An 18184-nucleotide genomic window follows, 5' to 3' on the forward strand; every position below is an offset into this window, starting at 1 on the left:
TTTAAGACTTAGCGACGCAGACCGAGACTTTCGATCAGGCTGCTGTAGCGTGCAACGTCTTTACGCTTCAGGTAGTCCAGCAGCTTACGACGCTGAGATACCATGCGCAGCAGACCGCGGCGGCTGTGGTGGTCTTTCTTGTGCTCAGAGAAGTGGCCCTGCAGATGGCTGATCTGCGCGGTCAACAGTGCAACCTGAACTTCGGTTGAACCGCTGTCGTTAGCACCACGACCATATTTAGCAACGATCTCTGCTTTAGCTTCTACGCTTAGAGACATAATAAACTCCAGTTAAATGAATGTATGGGCGCCGATCTCTAATTCAGCATCCCGCTTTAAAGCCGCGCCATTCTACTCTTCGCCAGAGGGCAACGCAAATGCCCAACGCGGAAAGCGCACAACTTAATTCTGATACTCCACCACTAAACGGCGGGGAGCAATTCGGCCATCCTCGGCAATTTCAGCCATGCCGATAAATTTGCCCTCTTCACCTTCGGTGACGCGTACTAAGCCCTGGGCTGGCGCCTGACTGGCGTGAACCGGCTGACCCTGCTTAAAGTACGCGGCGACATCGGATGAAACGTTAACCGCCGGATAATCGGACGCCGGGCTGTCCATTGGCAGAAGCAGCGGATCAAGGTGCTGCGCCAGATCTTCACCTGCCTCACTGGCGCGATGCTGCAGTGCCTGGAGCTGCTCCAGTGTGACCATCTTCTCAAACGGATAACGGGCAACCTGTACCCGGCGCAGCATGATGACGTGCGCACCGCAGCCAAGCTTCTCGCCCAGATCGTCAATAATGGTGCGAATGTAGGTGCCTTTGGAACAGTGGACGTCCAGCTCCAGCTCATTGCCCTGCCAGCGAATAAACTGCAGCGCATAAACGGTAATCGGGCGGGGTTCACGTTCGATGGTGATGCCTTCACGTGCATACTCATACAGTTTTCTGCCCTGATGTTTCAGTGCAGAAAACATGGAAGGCACCTGCATGATATCGCCACGAAAACTGTCCAGCGCCGTGTCGAGTTCTGACTGAGTGAAGGTCACAGGACGGGTCTGCACCAGATTGCCGTCCGCATCAGAGGTATCGGTGCGTTCACCCAGGCGGGCAATCACACGATAGCGCTTATCGGAGTCCAGCAGATACTGAGAAAACTTGGTGGCTTCACCCAGGCAAATCGGCAACATGCCGGTGGCCAGAGGATCGAGCGCGCCGGTATGTCCTGCACGGTTAGCGTTGAAAATACGCTTGACCTTTTGCAGGACATCGTTGGATGACATCCCTTGTGGTTTATCCAGCAATAAGACGCCATGGACGTCGCGACCGCGACGACGAGGACGACTCATTACGCCTCCTCGTCATCGTCCGTGGCTTCAGGACCACGACGCTCAACGTCTTTTTTCACCACGTTGGTGACGAGGTTAGACATGCGCATCCCTTCGATCAACGAGTTGTCGTAGAAGAAGGTCAGTTCCGGCACGATACGCAGGCGCATGGCTTTACCCAGCAGCGTGCGAATATAACCCGAGGCTTCTTTTAACGCTTTCAGGCCATTTTGTACGGCTTCTTCATCTTTATCATTGAGGAAGGTAACAAACACTTTGGCGTAAGCGAGGTCACGGGATACCTCAACGCCAGAAACGGTCACCATCATGCCCAGGCGCGGATCTTTAATTTCACGCTGCAGGATCATGGCTATCTCTTTTTGCAGCTCCTGCGAAACACGCTGCGGACGGCCAAATTCTTTCGCCATTTTTATTTCTCCCAAATAATTCGGGAGGCCAGCGGCCTCCCAAATTGCATCATTAACGCTAAGACTTAAGCGATAGTGCGTTTAACTTCAATCACTTCGAAGACTTCGATCATATCGCCGACACGAACGTCATTATAGTTCTTCACGCCGATACCGCACTCCATGCCGTTACGCACTTCGTTCACGTCATCTTTAAAGCGACGCAGTGATTCCAGTTCGCCTTCGTAGATCACCACGTTATCGCGCAGTACGCGGATTGGGTTGTGACGTTTGATATTGCCTTCCGTCACCATACAACCTGCCACTGCACCAAATTTCGGTGATTTGAACACGTCACGCACTTCAGCCAGACCGATAATCTGCTGTTTGTACTCTGGAGCCAGCATACCGCTCATCGCGGCTTTCACTTCGTCAATCAGGTTATAGATGACGGAGTAGTAACGCAGATCCAGGCTTTCAGCATCGATCACGCGGCGCGCGGACGCGTCAGCACGAACGTTGAAGCCCAGCAGGATAGCGTTGGATGCCGCTGCCAGCGTGGCGTCGGTTTCGGTGATCCCACCTACGCCTGAACCGACAATCTTCACCTTCACTTCGTCGGTGGAGAGTTTCAGCAAGGAGTCGGAGATCGCTTCCACAGAACCCTGTACGTCGGCTTTGAGCACGATGTTCAGTTCGGACACTTCGCCTTCGGTCATGTTCGCAAACATGTTTTCCAGCTTAGATTTCTGCTGACGCGCCAGTTTCACTTCGCGGAATTTGCCCTGACGATACAGTGCCACTTCACGCGCTTTCTTCTCGTCACGAACCACGGTCGCTTCATCACCCGCTGCCGGTACACCGGACAGGCCGAGGATCTCAACCGGGATTGAAGGACCCGCTTCCATCACTTCGCGGCCCAGCTCGTCACGCATCGCACGGACACGGCCGTATTCGAAGCCGCACAGGACGATGTCGCCCTTGTTCAGCGTACCTTCGCGTACCAGCACGGTGGCAACCGGACCACGACCTTTGTCGAGGAACGATTCAATCACCACGCCGCTCGCCATACCTTCACGGATAGCGGTCAGCTCAAGGACTTCAGCCTGCAGCAGGATAGCATTTAACAGGTCATCGATACCGGTACCCGCTTTCGCAGAGACGTTAACGAACATGTTTTCGCCGCCCCACTCTTCGGGGATGATCCCGTACTGCGTCAGCTCGTTTTTAACACGATCCGGATCGGCTTCTGGCTTATCGCACTTGTTCACCGCAACCACTACCGGCACTTTCGCCGCTTTGGCGTGCTGGATAGCTTCAACGGTCTGTGGCATCACGCCATCATCCGCCGCGACGACCAGGATAACGATATCCGTTGCCTGCGCACCACGTGCACGCATCGCGGTAAACGCGGCGTGGCCCGGGGTATCCAGGAAGGTTACCATGCCGTTTTCAGTTTCGACGTGATACGCACCGATGTGCTGCGTAATACCGCCCGCTTCGCCAGAGGCGATTTTGGTCGAGCGGATATAGTCCAGCAGGGAGGTTTTACCGTGGTCAACGTGGCCCATGATGGTCACGACCGGCGCACGGGATTCCTGTGCGGCATCGGTATCACGATCGTCCATTACCGCTTCTTCCAGCTCGTTCTCACGACGAAGGGTCACTTTGTGGCCCATTTCTTCGGCAACCAGCTGTGCGGTTTCCTGGTCGATGACCTGATTGATGGTCGCCATGGCGCCCATTTTCATCATCGCTTTAATGACCAGTGAACCTTTGACGGCCATTTTGTTAGCCAGTTCGGCAACGGTAATGGTTTCGCCAATGATGACATCACGGTTAACCGCCTGCGCTGGCTTGTTAAAGCCCTGCTGCAGTGCGCTTGGTTTGCGATGCTTACCGCCTTTACCGCCACGAACCTGCGCACGCGCTTCTTCGCGGTCAGTTTTGGCTTCTGAATGCTTGTTGCCTTTTTTCACCGGACGCGCAGCTTTCGCACTGCGGGTACGGGCACGGCCTGCTTCAACCTGACGATCGTTCTCGTCTTCGGCCTGGCGGGCATGCGTAGAGGTGGTGACGTGATAGTCGCCCTTATCCTCTTCTTCAGGCTTTTCCCATTCAGCCGCTTTTTCTACGGCTAAACGGCGGGCTTCTTCCGCAGCGAGGCGGGCAGCCTCTTCCAGCTTACGGCGCGCTTCTTCTTCCGCTTTACGCTTCAGTTCGGCGGCTTCCGCTTCACGACGTGCTTTATCGGACTGCGCGGCCTTGGTCACTTCGTCGGTAGGTTGATTAGTCACTTTCTCATTTTCCGCTGCTGCACGCTTGGCCTTTTCAGCGGCTTCGCGCCTGGCTTTCTCTTCGGCTTCACGTTGCGCTTTCTGTTCCGCTTCACGACGCGCTTGTTCAGCGGCCTCGCGTTGCGCCTGCTCTTCCGCTTCACGCTGTGCCTCAGCTTCCGCTTCTGCCTGAGCTTGCTCAGACTCTGCATCACCTTTCACGTACGTACGCTTTTTGCGGACTTCGATTTGCACCGACTTACTTTTACCCCCGGTGCCAGGAATATTCAAGGTGCTACGCGTTTTGCGCTGCAATGTCAGTTTGCCTGAACCGGCCTGACCATGCTTCAGGTGAGACAGTAAGGTTTCTTTCTCGTGCTGGGTCACCGCATCATTTTCAGACTTTGGGATCCCCGCATCAGCAAACTGCTGTACCAGGCGATCGACCGAAGTCTGAATTTCTGCTGCCAGCGATTTTACGGTTACATCTGTCATGCTGTTCCTTCCTGTTATTACGCGTCATCGCCGAACCAGCAGATATTGCGTGCGGCCATAATTAGCGCGCCAGCTTGCTCATCAGTCAGCCCTTCAATATCCGTCAGGTCGTCAACACCTTGCTCGGCGAGATCTTCCAGCGTGCAAACGCCTTTCGATGCCAGACGGAAAGCCAGTGCACGATCCAGACCTTCGAGATTCAGGAGGTCTTCTGCAGGTTCCTGATTACCCAGGCTCTCTTCTTTTGCCAGTGCCAGGGTGGTTAACGCATTTTTTGCTCGTTCACGCAGGGCTTCAATGGTCTCTTCGTCGAGGCCGTCAATTTCCAACAGCTCGTTGATTGGCACATAGGCCATTTCTTCCAACGTTGAGAAGCCCTCTTCCACCAGAATGGTGGCGAACTCTTCGTCGATGTCGAGATGTTTAGTGAACATATCGATCGCCGCATGTGCTTCAGCCTGATGCTTGGCCTGCAGATCATCGACGGTCATCACGTTCAGCTCCCAGCCACTCAGCTGTGAAGCCAGACGCACGTTTTGGCCATTACGGCCGATCGCCTGGGCCAGATTGCCAGCCTCAACAGCGATATCCATCGTGTGGTTATCTTCATCAACCACGATTGACGCCACATCGGCCGGAGCCATGGCGTTAATCACAAACTGTGCCGGGTTGTCGTCCCACAGCACGATATCGATTCGCTCGCCGCCCAGCTCACTAGACACTGCCTGAACACGCGCACCGCGCATACCCACACAGGCACCAACGGGATCGATACGTTTGTCATTGGTTTTTACTGCAATTTTGGCACGCGAACCCGGATCGCGGGCAGCGGCTTTAATTTCAAGGACTTCTTCGCCAATTTCTGGCACCTCAATGCGGAACAGTTCGATCAGCATTTCAGGTTTAGAACGCGTCACAAACAGCTGCGCGCCGCGTGCTTCAGGACGCACGGCATACAAAACGCCGCGGATACGATCGCCCGGGCGGAAGTTTTCACGTGGCAGCATGTCTTCACGCAGGATCACGGCTTCAGCATTGTTGCCCAGGTCCAGCGAGATGTTGTCGCGGTTAACTTTTTTCACCACACCGGTGATGATTTCGCCTTCCTGCTCGCGGAACTGATCCACCACCATCGCACGTTCGGCTTCGCGCACTTTTTGTACGATAACCTGTTTTGCCGTCTGCGTCGTGATACGGTCAAACGTAACAGATTCAATCTGGTCTTCTACGTATTCGCCCAGATTGAGAGACTCGTCTTCGTAGCGCGCCGCATCCAGCGTAATTTCGCGCGTAGGCTGCGTAACCTGCTCTACGATTTCCCAACGACGGAACGTGTCGAAATCGCCGCTCTTGCGGTCGATGCTGACGCGTACGTCAATTTCCTGCTCGTACTTTTTCTTGGTCGCAGTCGCCAGCGCGCTCTCCAGCGCTTCGAAGATTTTCTCACGCGGCAGGGCTTTTTCGTTAGAAACGGCTTCTACAACAGCTAAGATCTCTTTGTTCATCCTGGTTAGCCTCAATCCGGACTTTTAAAAGTGGGGGACCAGGTTCGCTTTCTGAATATTACTCAGCGCGAACACCTCGTCGTTACCCTCAACGTTTACCGTTATCATCTCGCCCTCAACAGACTTGATGATTCCCTGCCATTTACGGCGGTTTTGAACGGCCATACGCAGCACCAGGCTCACCTCATCGCCGGTAAAGCGTGCATAATGTTCTGCAGTGAACAGAGGACGATCGAGCCCCGGTGAGGACACTTCAAGGTGGTAAGGTACCGTGATGGGATCTTCCACATCCATCACCGCACTCACCTGGTGGCTGACGTCCGCGCAATCGTCAACATTGATGCCATCTTCACTATCAATATAGATGCGCAGGGTTGATGTGCGACCACGAACGAATTCAATTCCGACCAGTTCGTAGCCGAGCGCTTCTACCGGAGCAGATACCAACTCTGTCAATTTTTGCTCTAATGTGGACAAGCCCACCCCCAAGACATAAAAAAAGGGCCTATAGCCCAGTATTACGATTCGCTAATAACAAAAAACCCCGAATATTCGGGGCTTTTTATCACTGGACCCTGTATGCCGCACTGCGGCCCGGACGCCCATCCAAAAGAATTTTTTTCAAAATTCGCTGCTTATGCGCCCGTCGATGCACACAGTATATTTGAAAAAGAACTCTAAGGGAAAGTGGTTGCGGGGGCCGGATTTGAACCGACGACCTTCGGGTTATGAGCCCGACGAGCTACCAGGCTGCTCCACCCCGCGTCCGAAAACGTGGCGAATATTACGCCGAACATGCATAAAATGCAAGTAATACTAAGATTTGGTACCGAGGACGGGACTTGAACCCGTAAGCCCTTTCGAGCACTACCACCTCAAGGTAGCGTGTCTACCAATTTCACCACCTCGGTACTGCACTGACTGCGACGCTGTTCTGCCGCTTTTTCCTGACGCTATATTGCTGCTATTAGTGCGGGATATCATTGCCCGGCGTAGCCGGTTTAGCTGGCTGAGTCTGCTGTTGAGACTGAGCTGGCGCAGTGAGGTTTTCCCACTCGCTTCCTTTGGAGGTCTTGTTACTGTTCAGGTTACCCAGAATCAGGCTGATCACGAAAAACAGCGTAGCCAACACTGCGGTCATGCGAGTCATAAAGTTACCCGACCCGTTCGAACCAAACAGCGTGCCAGACGCGCCTGCACCAAATGATGCTCCCATATCAGCGCCTTTGCCTTGCTGCAGCATAATAAGACCCACAAGGCCAATCGCTACAATAAGGAAAACAACTAACAGAGCTTCGTACATAATCAACCTGTTTCCTTGCGCGTAATCCGCACAGTTAAAGCTTCAACCAATATGACGGGGAGTATGTTCATCACCCATCAGAAGCGGGTGTGAATACTAACCAATGGCGCATACCTCTGCAAGTGCAATTTAGCTGTCGCAGGCTGATTGCAGAAAAAAGCGCCAGTGCGATGATTTTACAGGCAGGAACAGAACGCTGTCCCGGCCTGTCACCTGCGTCAGACCGCTTTCACCGCATCCGCAATCTGGTTAGCCAGCGCCGTCACCTGGGCTGCATCCTCGCCTTCTACCATCACGCGGATTAACGGCTCCGTACCGGATTTACGCAGCAACACGCGCCCACGGCCGGCCAGGGTTTTCTCCACGTCCTGCGCCACGGTTTTCACCGTTTCGCTTTCCAGAGGATCGTGTTCACCCGTAAAGCGCACGTTGACCAGCACCTGAGGCAGCATCTTCATCCCAGTGCACAGGTCATGCAGGCTCATGTGATTGCGCACCATCGCAGTAAGCACTTGCAAACTTGCTACGATCCCATCACCGGTAGCGATTTTATCCAGCAGAATCACGTGGCCTGAGTTTTCAGCGCCGAGCCGCCAGCCTTTTTCCTGTAATTTTTCGAGCACATAGCGGTCACCCACTTTGGCCCGCACAAAAGGAATGCCTAACTGCTTCAGCGCCAGCTCCAGCCCCATATTACTCATCAGCGTGCCGACAACGCCGCCGCGCAGTTGCCCCTGACGCAGGCCTTCTCGGGCAATGATATACAGAATCTGATCGCCATCGACCTTCTCGCCCAAGTGGTCCACCATCATGATGCGATCGCCATCGCCATCATAGGCCAGCCCGATGTCCGCCTTCTCGGCCAGAACGCGCTGCTGCAGCATTTTCAGATCGGTCGCACCACACTCTTTGTTGATGTTCATGCCATCAGGCTGTACACCAACGGCAATCACCGTTGCGCCCAGCTCACGCAGGACATTCGGCGCGATGTGGTAGGTGGCACCATTAGCACAGTCCACCACAATTTTCAGGCCACTCAGACTCAGCTCACTGGGAAAGGTGCCCTTACAAAACTCAATATAACGTCCGGCGGCATCCACAATTCGGCTGGCGCGACCCAGCAGGGATGATTCCACACAGGTCAGCGGCTTTTCCATTTCCAGTTCAATCGCTTCTTCTACATCATCAGGTAGCTTGGTGCCTTCGGCTGAGAAGAACTTAATACCGTTGTCGTCAAACGGGTTATGAGAGGCGGAAATAACAATACCGGCCTCAGCGCGAAACGTGCGGGTCAGATAGGCAATGGCAGGCGTCGGCATTGGACCGGTAAACGCCGCTGACAGCCCTGCGGCGGCCAGTCCTGCCTCCAGTGCAGATTCCAGCATATAGCCCGAAATGCGAGTGTCTTTGCCGATAATGATTTTTTTTGAACCGTGGCGCGCCAGCACTTTACCCGCAGCCCAGCCGAGTTTTAAAACAAAATCCGGGGTAATCGGAGACTCTCCCACTTTGCCGCGAATACCATCTGTACCAAAATATTTACGATTACTCATGCTCTATCATCCTTTAGCTCTTTGTGTCGCCTCGACCACCCGCATCGCCTCGACCGTTTCTTTTACATCATGAACGCGAATAATGTGTGCTCCCTGCATGGCGGCGATCACCGCGCAGGCCAGGCTGCCGGTCAGACGCTGGCCAGGCCCGACATTCAGCAACTGACCAATCATTGATTTTCGTGACATGCCAACCAGCAGGGGCAGACCAAAATGGTGAAATTCGCCGAGTCGAGCCAACAGTTCATAATTGTGGCTGAGATTCTTACCGAAACCGAAGCCCGGGTCGAGCAGCAGATTCTCTTTTTTTATTCCGGCCGCCTCGCAGCGGGTCAGTTGCTCAACGAAGTAAGCATCCACTTCGCTGAAGATATCTTGATAGGCCGGTGCCTGCTGCATGGTGCGCGGCTCGCCCTTCATATGCATCAGGCATACCGGCAGGCCAGTCGCGGCGGCGGCGGCCAGCGCTCCTGGTTCAGACAGAGAGCGCACGTCATTGATGATGTGCGCCCCCACGCTCGCCGCTTCCCTGATGACCTCAGCCTTAGAGGTATCCACGGAGATCCAGACTTCAAAGCGCTGAGCGATTGCTGCCACCACGGGGATGACCCGCTCAAGTTCTTCCTCAACGCTGACCTCATCCGCGCCGGGACGCGTAGACTCGCCGCCCACGTCGATGATGGTTGCGCCGGCATTCACCATTTCATTGGTATGCGTGAGTGCATCCACCAACGCATTGTGTTTACCACCATCCGAAAAAGAGTCCGGCGTGACGTTAAGAATGCCCATCACATGTGGAAACGACAAATCAAGATGGGAATCACGGGCGAACAATTTCATGGTGATGTACTCCTTATAGCGCAATGTATAGATGTAAAAAACCCCGGACCAGCCGGGGTTTTATTAAAAGACGTGAAGTCTTATTTGTCGAACTGTTCTGACATGGTGTTGCCTGGATTTGGCGTACGCGGCTCATCGACCGGACGCGGTGCCTTTGGCGTGCCATTATTATCAGAATTGCTGCTGGTGCCGGGATCTTCCCAGCCCGCAGGCGGACGCACTTCACGGCGGGCCATCAGGTCGTCAATCTGCGGTGCATCAATGGTTTCATACTTCATCAGCGCATCTTTCATCGCATGAAGGATGTCCATGTTTTCACCCAGAATCTGACGCGCACGCTGGTAGTTCGTATCAATCAGGTGTTTAACTTCCTGATCGATAATACGCGCGGTTTCATCTGACATATGCTTGGCTTTCGCCACAGAACGGCCGAGGAACACTTCACCGTCTTCTTCTGCGTACAGTAACGGACCGAGTTTTTCAGAGAAGCCCCACTGGGTCACCATGTTACGTGCCAGGTTGGTCGCCACTTTGATGTCGTTTGATGCGCCGGTTGAGACATGCTCAACACCGTAGATGATTTCTTCTGCCAGACGACCACCGTACAGGGTCGAAATCTGGCTTTCCAGTTTCTGACGGCTGGCGCTAATCGCATCGCCTTCAGGCAGGAAGAAGGTCACACCTAATGCACGACCACGCGGGATAATGGTGACTTTATGCACCGGATCGTGTTCCGGCACCAGGCGACCAATAATGGCGTGACCGGCTTCGTGATAAGCCGTGGACTCTTTCTGCGCTTCCGTCATCACCATGGAGCGGCGCTCTGCACCCATCATGATCTTGTCTTTGGCTTTTTCGAATTCCACCATCGATACAACGCGCTTGTTGCTGCGGGCAGCAAACAGCGCGGCTTCGTTTACCAGGTTAGCCAGATCGGCACCTGAGAAGCCCGGCGTACCGCGCGCGATGATCGCCGCGTCAATATCCGTTGCTAATGGCACGCGGCGCATGTGCACTTTCAGGATCTGCTCACGGCCACGCACGTCTGGCAAGCCAACAACAACCTGACGGTCAAAGCGGCCCGGACGCAGCAACGCGGGGTCAAGCACGTCTGGACGGTTGGTTGCGGCAATCACGATGATACCTTCGTTGCCTTCAAAACCGTCCATCTCAACCAGCATCTGGTTCAGGGTTTGTTCACGTTCATCGTGACCGCCACCTAAACCGGCACCACGCTGACGACCGACCGCATCGATTTCATCGATAAAGATAATGCACGGTGCCGCCTTCTTGGCCTGTTCAAACATATCGCGCACACGAGATGCACCGACACCGACGAACATTTCAACAAAGTCAGAGCCCGAAATGGTAAAGAAAGGCACTTTCGCTTCGCCGGCAATCGCTTTTGCCAGCAAGGTTTTACCGGTACCCGGCGGGCCAACCATCAGCACGCCTTTCGGAATTTTACCTCCGAGTTTCTGGAAGCGGCTCGGCTCACGCAGGTATTCAACCAGCTCACCGACTTCCTCTTTCGCTTCGTCGCAGCCTGCAACGTCAGCAAAAGTGGTTTTAATCTGATCTTCCGTCAACATACGGGCTTTGCTTTTACCAAAGGACATCGCGCCTTTGCCACCGCCGCCCTGCATTTGACGCATGAAGAAAATCCACACACCAATCAGCAGTAACATTGGGAACCATGAAATGAAGATAGATGCCAGCAGGCTCGGCTCTTCAGGTGGTTCACCAACCACTTTGACGTTCTTGGTCAACAGGTTATCGAGTAACTTGGGGTCATTGACAGGAATGTAAGTGGTGTATTTATTGCTGTCTTTTTTGATAACGTTAATTTCACGCCCGTTAATACGTGCCTCGCGGACCTGATCCTGGTTCACTTCCGACAGGAAGGTTGAATAATCAACCCTACGGCCATTCGACTCGCTGGGCCCAAAGCTCTGGAAGACCGACATCAGCACGACCGCGATGACTAGCCAGAGAATCAGGTTTTTCGCCATGTCACTCAAGGGATTAACCTCATATTACAACGGTGTTAACAGATAGCGTAGGGTACTATAGATCCTTCGTACATGGAATCGCAGCAGGAATGCCGGGTTATCCATCACGTCGGTTACAGTTTGCGCCCAGTCGCCACAATATAAACTTCACGTGAACGTGAACGTGAAGCGTCAGGCTTACGTATTTTCACTTTCGTAAACAGGGAGCGAATTTCCCGCAGGTATTCATCAAAGCCATCTCCCTGGAACACTTTCACAACAAAACTGCCGCCTGGAGCCAAAATATCACGGCACATATCCAACGCCAGCTCAACCAAATACATCGACCGGGGAATATCTACGGCAGGTGTACCACTCATATTCGGTGCCATATCCGACATGACGACCTGGACCTTCTGCTCGCCCACACGTTCAAGTAACGCTTTGATCACCGATTCTTCACGAAAATCACCTTGAAGGAAATCGACACCAACAATAGGATCCATCGGCAGAATATCACAAGCGATAACGCGACCTTTGGACCCAATTTGCTGTACCACATATTGCGACCAGCCACCGGGTGCAGCACCCAGATCTACCACGGTCATCCCGGGTTTGAAAAGCTTGTCACCCTGTTGGATTTCATCAAGTTTAAACCAGGCGCGCGAACGCAACCCTTTTTTCTGTGCCTGGAGCACGTATTTATCGCTAAAGTGTTCCTGTAGCCAGCGGCTGGAGCTGGCTGAACGCTTTTTACCGGTCATAAAATTTCCAACTAAATCGTCATCGTAGCGATAAATCTGCACGCGATAGGCTGCGTCGATTTGGCGATATACCCGAGATGGCGGTAGAATGAACCGTTTTCAATCCCCGAGTAAGTAAATAATACGATGAATCTAAGTACCAAACAAAAACAGCACCTCAAAGGCCTCGCCCATCCGCTCAAGCCAGTCGTCATGCTCGGAGGCAATGGCCTGACCGAAGGTGTACTGGCTGAGATTGAACACGCGCTGGAACATCACGAATTGATCAAGGTGAAAATTGCCTCTGAAGAACGTGAAACCAGGCAGCTGATCGTTGAAGCTATCGTACGTGAAACCCGTGCCAGCAACGTTCAGGTCATTGGCAAAACGCTGGTGCTGTATCGCCCCGCTAAAGAGAGCAAAATTTCTCTGCCACGCTAGGTGGGCAAAGAAAGTGCCATGCTCTTACATGGGATAAAAGGCCGCAGCGCGGCCTTTTTCCTTTCTTTACACTGTACGGCAATGCTTTTCAGACAATTGCACTCTGTCAGATGTACTCCACCTTCAGGATTTCGTACTCGACATCGCCGCCTGGCGTTTTGATAATCGCCACGTCATCAGCTTCTTTCCCCACCAGGCCACGGGCCATCGGCGAGTTAACAGAAATCAAATTCTGCTTAAAGTCTGCCTCATCATCACCCACGATGCGATAGGTAAACTCTTCATCCGTGTCCACGTTCAACACGGTTACCGTTGCGCCAAAAATCACGCGGCCGGTTTTCGGCATCTGTGTGACGTCAATGACCTGCGCATTAGAGAGTTTGGCTTCAATCTCCTGAATGCGTCCCTCACAGAACCCCTGTTCTTCACGCGCGGCGTGGTATTCGGCGTTCTCTTTCAAATCGCCGTGCTCGCGGGCCTCCGCGATGGAGGCAATAATGCGCGGGCGCTTCACCGTTTTCAGCTCATGCAGCTCTTCGCGCAGCCTTTCAGCGCCTCTTAACGTCATCGGAATCTGGTTCATTTTAGCTCCTCGTCATCATTCCTGTTTCACGGTGCATCCTGACCGGTGACTGCAGAAAAAAGCGTTCTGCGGCGCAAGACCTCGTTTTGCAAATAAAAGAAGACTGACCCGGAAAGTGTTCCAGGCCAGAAAAGGTTTTGCAATTTGATACGTATTTTAACCCAGAGTTCCCTGCGGGTCATCGTTTACTTTCCACCGTCCAGGGACGTAGTATTGTCGCCTTCACCTGTCAGTTGCCGCGAGATTATGCGATTTTCACGACTTGTTACCGGATTAACCTGTGCTTTTATGCTGCAGGCACAAGCAGCGCCAGTTGATGAATACATGCAATATCTGCCAGATGGTGCCAATCTGGCTTTGCTGGTGCAAAAAGTGGGCGCATCCACGCCAATTATCGATTACCACGGGAAACAGATGGCACTTCCCGCCAGTACCATGAAAGTGATCACCGCCCTGGCGGCATTGCTGGAACTGGGCGGTGATTACCGTTTTCAAACCACCTTTGAAACCAAAGGCGCGCTGGTCGATGGCACGCTTAATGGTGATTTAGTAGCCCGGTTTGCTGGCGATCCCACGTTGGGTCGTCAGGATCTGCGGAATATGGTCGCGGCGTTAAAAAAACAAGGCATCACACACATCAAAGGTAATCTGGTCATCGATACCTCGGTGTTTGCCAGCCATGATGCGGCGCCTGGCTGGCCGTGGAATGACATGACCCAGTGCTTTAGCGCACCGCCGGCGGCGGCTATTGTGGATAAAAACTGCTTCTCGGTTTCACTCTACAGTGCCGACAAACCGGGCGAAAATGCCTTTATCCGCATTGCGTCCTACTACCCGGCTCACATGTTAAGCCAGGTGCGGACGATTGGGCGCAACAGCGGTGACGGACAATACTGCGAGCTGGACGTGGTGCCTGGCGAGCTGAACCGCTACACCTTAACCGGCTGTATGCGTCAGCGTAGCGATCCGCTTCCTTTAGCCTTTGCGGTTCAGGATGGCGCGGCCTGGGCAGGCGAAATCCTGAAAGCAGAACTGCGTTCCGCCGGTATTGATTACAGCGGCCATCTGCTACGTCAGACGCAGGTGACCGAGCCGGGCACCGTGCTGGCATCAACGCAGTCAGCGCCGCTGCATACGCTGCTGCATATGATGCTGAAGAAGTCCGACAATATGATTGCCGACACGGTGTTCCGCACCATTGGCCATCATTACTTCAACGTACCGGGCACCTTCCGCGCAGGATCAGATGCGGTTCGTCGCATCCTGCGTGAAAAAGCCAATATTGATTTGGGTAACAGCATCCAGGTGGATGGTTCGGGCCTGTCACGTCACGATCTGATCTCCCCCGCCACCATGATGCAGGTGCTGCAATATATTGCGCAGAACGACAGCAAACTGGATTATATTTCGATGCTACCGCTGGCCGGACACGATGGCACGCTGCAGTACCGTGGCGGACTGCACGAAGCCGGTCTGGATGGCAAGGTCTCGGCTAAAACCGGCTCACTGCAAGGCGTATATAACCTTGCAGGCTTTATCACCACCTCCAGCGGGGCACGCGTGGCGTTTGTGCAGTTCCTTTCTGGCTATGCGGTTCCGCCGCAGGATCAGCGCACACGCCGTATTCCGCTGGTGCGCTTTGAAAGCCGGCTCTATCGCGATATCAATAAGAATTACTGATTTATGTTAGGAAACGCAGCGGGCGACCACCTGCTGCGTTTTTTTTATCATTGCCAAAAAGTCAGGGATAACGCCTCGGCTTCAGGCGCGCAACAACCTGTTCAGGATACCTTCGCCTGCGCGCCAGGCCGCATCACTCCCTGCCGCATGGCTTTTTTTATGCCCGGGTCTTACAGAATCGGTACCTGTTTAGCGGGTTATCTGCGCCCCGCCTCACGCTGGCACCCTGGGTAATCGCATAAATTTTCTTAACCGAATCCACCCGGGTTCAGGGACGGTAACGGGGATCGCAGGCAGAGGCTGCACCGCCCTGTCGCCCGGCCCAGTAAACGCCCTTCTTTTACCCTTGAGATGCAATGCTGATGTAAAACTGGACAGCCGCAGGCGGTTATCACTACGCTAATTCTTTCGCCTCTGCGTTACGTCACGTGATATCGCAGCGGAAGACGATGGCGCAACCCTGGGAGCCTGACAATGGCAACGATCTGGAAACGCGTAGTTTGTCTGGATGCGCTCAATGCGCAGAGCACTCATACGCTGGTGGCGCATGTGGGCATCATTTTCACCGCAGTGGGTGATGACTATCTTGAAGCCACCATGCCAGTAGACAGCCGCACGCAGCAGCCCTTTGGCCTGCTGCACGGCGGCGCCTCAGTGGTGTTAGCCGAAACGCTGGGTTCTGTGGCGGGTTATCTGGCATCAGAGGATGGCAGCCGCGTGGTGGGCATCGAAGTGAATGCCAGCCATCATCGGGCCGTTTCAGGTGGTCAGGTGCGCGGTATCTGTCGTCCGCTGCATGTGGGGAAGCGGAATCAGACGTGGCAGATTGAGATTCGTCACGAGCAGGATAAATTATGCTGTAGCGCACGGCTTACCGTTGCGGTGCTGGCGCAGCCCTGAAAGAAATCTGCCCCCGTTCCGGTGGAAAGGGGGCAGTCATAAGCGGTCTAGCGCTGGTAGATGATTTCGACGCCTTCGTCGTCATCTTCATCCCAGTCGTCATCCCACTCTTCATCTTCTTCAACCGCCGCGGTTTCAATGGCTTCTTTGTGGTAATCGTCCCACATGAACTCCACTTTCTCCGGCTGTTTTTCTTCAACGTCAGCTTCTTTCGGATTGGCGTTGATAAAGCTCATCACGTCCCAGCACAGGTCCGTAACGCCCTGACGGCTGGCGGCAGAGATAAGATAGTATTTATCTTCCCAACCCAGCGCCTCGGCAATGGCTTTTGCACGCGCCTGAGCTTCTTCTTCATCAATCAGATCGACTTTGTTGAATACCAGCCAGCGCGGCTTGTTAAACAGCTTATCGCTGTATTTCTCCAGCTCACCCAAAATAATACGGGCGTTCTCAACCGGATCGCTCTCGTCAATGGGCGCAATGTCGATCAGGTGCAGCAGCACGCGGCAGCGTTCCAGGTGCTTCAGGAAGCGAATACCTAAACCTGCGCCCTCGGCTGCGCCTTCAATCAGGCCGGGGATGTCGGCCACCACAAAGCTCTGCTCGCTATCCATACGCACCACGCCCAGGCTTGGCACCAGCGTAGTAAAGGGATAGTCCGCCACTTTTGGTTTAGCAGCAGAAACCGCACGGATAAAGGTCGATTTCCCGGCGTTAGGTAAACCCAGCATGCCTACGTCAGCCAACAGCATCAGCTCCAGCTGCAGGTCGCGTTTCTCACCGGGCGTACCCATGGTTTTTTGACGCGGACTGCGGTTTACCGACGATTTAAAGCGGGTATTTCCCAGACCGTGCCAGCCGCCTTTTGCCACCATCAGGGTCTGCTGGTGACGCGTCATATCGCCCAGCGTTTCGCCTGTTCCCTGGTCGATAACACGGGTTCCTACCGGCACTTTAACGGTGATATCTTTACCACGCTTACCGGTACAGTCGCGACTCTGACCATTCTGTCCCCGCTCGGCGCGGAACGACTTTTCGAAACGATAATCGATCAGGGTGTTAAGGTTTTCGTCAGCCACTAAGAATACGTCGCCGCCGTCACCGCCATCACCGCCGTCCGGGCCGCCTTTCGGGATATATTTTTCACGGCGGAAACTGACACAACCATTACCGCCATCACCTGCGACGACCAAAATTGTCGCTTCATCTACAAACTTCATTTTCTTTCTCCGTCACACAATCGTCTGCAATACGCTGCAGACGGGTCCGCCAGGGTCTTCTGCGCGACCAGCGGCGGATAAATCAAAACTGGCTGACGCCAGCGTGTACATAAAGTGTACAGCAAACATTCAGGCGATGTCGCCTGTCGGGCAAGGGGTCGCAGAATGTAAAAAGCCCCGCAACAGTTGCGGGGCCTTCAATTCGTGCGTTCAGACGTTAACCGTCTGCGTCACGACAACCTTACTCAGCAACGATGCTGATGTATTTACGGTTGTTCGGACCTTTAACTTCGAATTTTACTTTGCCGTCTGCAGTAGCAAACAGGGTGTGGTCACGACCACAACCAACGTTGCTACCTGCGTGGAATTTGGTGCCACGCTGACGAACGATGATGCTACCTGCCAGAACAGATTCGCCACCGAAACGTTTTACGCCCAGACGTTTTGCATTGGAGTCACGACCATTTCGAGTCGAACCACCAGCCTTTTTATGTGCCATTTGTCAGATCTCCTCTTACGCCGTGATACCAGTGATTTTCACATCAGTGAACCACTGGCGATGGCCAGCTTGCTTACGGTAGTGCTTACGACGACGAAACTTAACGATCTTAATTTTCTCGCCACGACCATGAGCAACAACTTCTGCCTTGATCACACCGCCTGAAACCAGTGGCGCGCCGATTTTCACGTCTTCGCCATTTGCAATCATCAGAACCTGGTCAAACTCGATGGTTTCACCGGTTGCGATGTCCAGCTTTTCCAGGCGAACGGTCTGACCTTCGCTTACTCGGTGTTGTTTACCACCACTTTGGAAAACCGCGTACATATAAAACTCCGCTTCTGCGCTTGCCTTTCAGTTCATCAGGCGGCGCGCTAAATATTCACAATAGGGCGCGAATTCTACGCAAAACTCAAACAGAAG

Annotated in this window: 18 protein-coding genes and 2 tRNA genes; 3 read left to right on the forward strand and 17 right to left on the reverse strand. The window is 53.7% G+C overall.

Annotation, left to right across the window (positions count from 1 at the left end):
* Positions 1-8: 8 nt before the first annotated feature.
* The 13 genes from rpsO to rlmE all read right to left on the reverse strand — a co-directional run bounded on the left by rpsO (position 9) and on the right by rlmE (position 12459).
* Positions 9-278, reverse strand: coding sequence for a 30S ribosomal protein S15 (gene rpsO / locus ACPXSQ_RS16240; RefSeq protein WP_006121766.1), 270 nt, complete (start codon positions 276-278; stop codon positions 9-11).
* Between the two features lie 123 nt (positions 279-401).
* Entirely contained in the window at positions 402-1346 is a 945-nt protein-coding gene (gene truB, locus ACPXSQ_RS16245) for a tRNA pseudouridine(55) synthase TruB (protein WP_013024355.1), read from the reverse strand.
* Complete coding sequence (gene rbfA / locus ACPXSQ_RS16250; protein ID WP_014606748.1) at positions 1346-1753, reverse strand: 30S ribosome-binding factor RbfA; 408 nt, start codon at positions 1751-1753, stop codon at positions 1346-1348. Before rbfA ends, truB begins: the two co-directional genes overlap by 1 nt.
* Positions 1754-1818: 65 nt before the next feature.
* Positions 1819-4503 (reverse strand): translation initiation factor IF-2, encoded by a 2685-nt coding sequence (infB, locus tag ACPXSQ_RS16255; protein WP_013024353.1) that lies wholly within the window; start codon positions 4501-4503, stop codon positions 1819-1821.
* Between the two features lie 17 nt (positions 4504-4520).
* On the reverse strand, positions 4521-6008 hold the full coding sequence (gene nusA, locus ACPXSQ_RS16260; protein ID WP_014595162.1) for a transcription termination factor NusA: 1488 nt from the start codon (positions 6006-6008) through the stop codon (positions 4521-4523).
* A gap of 24 nt (positions 6009-6032) precedes the next feature.
* The gene (rimP, locus tag ACPXSQ_RS16265; protein ID WP_006121761.1) at positions 6033-6485 is read right to left on the reverse strand and encodes a ribosome maturation factor RimP; all 453 of its coding nucleotides are present in this window, start codon (positions 6483-6485) and stop codon (positions 6033-6035) included.
* 211 nt (positions 6486-6696) lie between these two features.
* A tRNA-Met gene (locus ACPXSQ_RS16270) sits at positions 6697-6773 on the reverse strand.
* Positions 6774-6832: 59 nt separating this feature from the next.
* Positions 6833-6919 (reverse strand) — tRNA-Leu (locus tag ACPXSQ_RS16275).
* Positions 6920-6975: 56 nt separating this feature from the next.
* The gene (secG, locus tag ACPXSQ_RS16280; protein ID WP_014606749.1) at positions 6976-7311 is read right to left on the reverse strand and encodes a preprotein translocase subunit SecG; all 336 of its coding nucleotides are present in this window, start codon (positions 7309-7311) and stop codon (positions 6976-6978) included.
* Between the two features lie 218 nt (positions 7312-7529).
* Complete coding sequence (gene glmM, locus ACPXSQ_RS16285) at positions 7530-8864, reverse strand: phosphoglucosamine mutase (protein ID WP_014606750.1); 1335 nt, start codon at positions 8862-8864, stop codon at positions 7530-7532.
* A gap of 6 nt (positions 8865-8870) precedes the next feature.
* Entirely contained in the window at positions 8871-9704 is an 834-nt protein-coding gene (gene folP / locus ACPXSQ_RS16290; RefSeq protein ID WP_105080435.1) for a dihydropteroate synthase, read from the reverse strand.
* Positions 9705-9784: 80 nt separating this feature from the next.
* Positions 9785-11716 carry an ATP-dependent zinc metalloprotease FtsH gene (ftsH, locus tag ACPXSQ_RS16295; protein ID WP_015701098.1) on the reverse strand — a complete coding sequence of 644 codons (1932 nt, stop codon included), beginning with the start codon at positions 11714-11716 and terminating at the stop codon, positions 9785-9787.
* 113 nt (positions 11717-11829) lie between these two features.
* Complete coding sequence (gene rlmE / locus ACPXSQ_RS16300) at positions 11830-12459, reverse strand: 23S rRNA (uridine(2552)-2'-O)-methyltransferase RlmE (protein ID WP_014595159.1); 630 nt, start codon at positions 12457-12459, stop codon at positions 11830-11832.
* A 126-nt stretch (positions 12460-12585) separates the two neighbouring features.
* On the opposite strand from rlmE, the gene yhbY reads away from it, so the two are divergent.
* Positions 12586-12879, forward strand: coding sequence for a ribosome assembly RNA-binding protein YhbY (gene yhbY, locus ACPXSQ_RS16305; RefSeq protein ID WP_013024345.1), 294 nt, complete (start codon positions 12586-12588; stop codon positions 12877-12879).
* Positions 12880-12985: 106 nt separating this feature from the next.
* Here the strand turns inward: yhbY and greA are convergent, their stop codons facing one another.
* Positions 12986-13462, reverse strand: a complete 477-nt coding sequence (gene greA / locus ACPXSQ_RS16310; RefSeq protein ID WP_006121754.1) for a transcription elongation factor GreA — start codon at positions 13460-13462, stop codon at positions 12986-12988.
* A 246-nt stretch (positions 13463-13708) separates the two neighbouring features.
* On the opposite strand from greA, the gene dacB reads away from it, so the two are divergent.
* Positions 13709-15142, forward strand: a complete 1434-nt coding sequence (dacB, locus tag ACPXSQ_RS16315) for a serine-type D-Ala-D-Ala carboxypeptidase (protein ID WP_014595158.1) — start codon at positions 13709-13711, stop codon at positions 15140-15142.
* Between the two features lie 474 nt (positions 15143-15616).
* A complete protein-coding gene (locus ACPXSQ_RS16320) occupies positions 15617-16042 on the forward strand; it encodes a hotdog fold thioesterase (RefSeq protein WP_426144159.1) in 426 nt (141 codons plus the stop codon).
* Positions 16043-16089: 47 nt separating this feature from the next.
* On the opposite strand, the gene cgtA is transcribed toward ACPXSQ_RS16320, so the two are convergent.
* The 3 genes from cgtA to rplU all read right to left on the reverse strand — a co-directional run bounded on the left by cgtA (position 16090) and on the right by rplU (position 18088).
* Positions 16090-17262, reverse strand: coding sequence for an Obg family GTPase CgtA (gene cgtA, locus ACPXSQ_RS16325; RefSeq protein ID WP_013024341.1), 1173 nt, complete (start codon positions 17260-17262; stop codon positions 16090-16092).
* A gap of 241 nt (positions 17263-17503) precedes the next feature.
* On the reverse strand, positions 17504-17761 hold the full coding sequence (gene rpmA / locus ACPXSQ_RS16330) for a 50S ribosomal protein L27 (protein WP_009092448.1): 258 nt from the start codon (positions 17759-17761) through the stop codon (positions 17504-17506).
* A gap of 15 nt (positions 17762-17776) precedes the next feature.
* On the reverse strand, positions 17777-18088 hold the full coding sequence (gene rplU / locus ACPXSQ_RS16335) for a 50S ribosomal protein L21 (protein ID WP_013024339.1): 312 nt from the start codon (positions 18086-18088) through the stop codon (positions 17777-17779).
* Between the last annotated feature and the right edge of the window lie 96 nt (positions 18089-18184).

The sequence above is a fragment of the Pantoea sp. EEL5 genome (genome assembly GCF_049892805.1).
Lineage (GTDB): Bacteria > Pseudomonadota > Gammaproteobacteria > Enterobacterales > Enterobacteriaceae > Pantoea > Pantoea ananatis.

Coding starts and splice junctions, on each gene's coding strand:
- rpsO (WP_006121766.1), bottom strand. CDS start 278: ATGTCTCTAAGCGTAGAAGCTAAAGCAGAGATCGTTGCTAAATATGGT.
- truB (WP_013024355.1), bottom strand. CDS start 1,346: ATGAGTCGTCCTCGTCGTCGCGGTCGCGACGTCCATGGCGTCTTATTG.
- rbfA (WP_014606748.1), bottom strand. CDS start 1,753: ATGGCGAAAGAATTTGGCCGTCCGCAGCGTGTTTCGCAGGAGCTGCAA.
- infB (WP_013024353.1), bottom strand. CDS start 4,503: ATGACAGATGTAACCGTAAAATCGCTGGCAGCAGAAATTCAGACTTCG.
- nusA (WP_014595162.1), bottom strand. CDS start 6,008: ATGAACAAAGAGATCTTAGCTGTTGTAGAAGCCGTTTCTAACGAAAAA.
- secG (WP_014606749.1), bottom strand. CDS start 7,311: ATGTACGAAGCTCTGTTAGTTGTTTTCCTTATTGTAGCGATTGGCCTT.
- glmM (WP_014606750.1), bottom strand. CDS start 8,864: ATGAGTAATCGTAAATATTTTGGTACAGATGGTATTCGCGGCAAAGTG.
- folP (WP_105080435.1), bottom strand. CDS start 9,704: ATGAAATTGTTCGCCCGTGATTCCCATCTTGATTTGTCGTTTCCACAT.
- ftsH (WP_015701098.1), bottom strand. CDS start 11,716: ATGGCGAAAAACCTGATTCTCTGGCTAGTCATCGCGGTCGTGCTGATG.
- rlmE (WP_014595159.1), bottom strand. CDS start 12,459: ATGACCGGTAAAAAGCGTTCAGCCAGCTCCAGCCGCTGGCTACAGGAA.
- yhbY (WP_013024345.1), top strand. CDS start 12,586: ATGAATCTAAGTACCAAACAAAAACAGCACCTCAAAGGCCTCGCCCAT.
- greA (WP_006121754.1), bottom strand. CDS start 13,462: ATGAACCAGATTCCGATGACGTTAAGAGGCGCTGAAAGGCTGCGCGAA.
- dacB (WP_014595158.1), top strand. CDS start 13,709: ATGCGATTTTCACGACTTGTTACCGGATTAACCTGTGCTTTTATGCTG.
- ACPXSQ_RS16320 (WP_426144159.1), top strand. CDS start 15,617: ATGGCAACGATCTGGAAACGCGTAGTTTGTCTGGATGCGCTCAATGCG.
- cgtA (WP_013024341.1), bottom strand. CDS start 17,262: ATGAAGTTTGTAGATGAAGCGACAATTTTGGTCGTCGCAGGTGATGGC.
- rpmA (WP_009092448.1), bottom strand. CDS start 17,761: ATGGCACATAAAAAGGCTGGTGGTTCGACTCGAAATGGTCGTGACTCC.
- rplU (WP_013024339.1), bottom strand. CDS start 18,088: ATGTACGCGGTTTTCCAAAGTGGTGGTAAACAACACCGAGTAAGCGAA.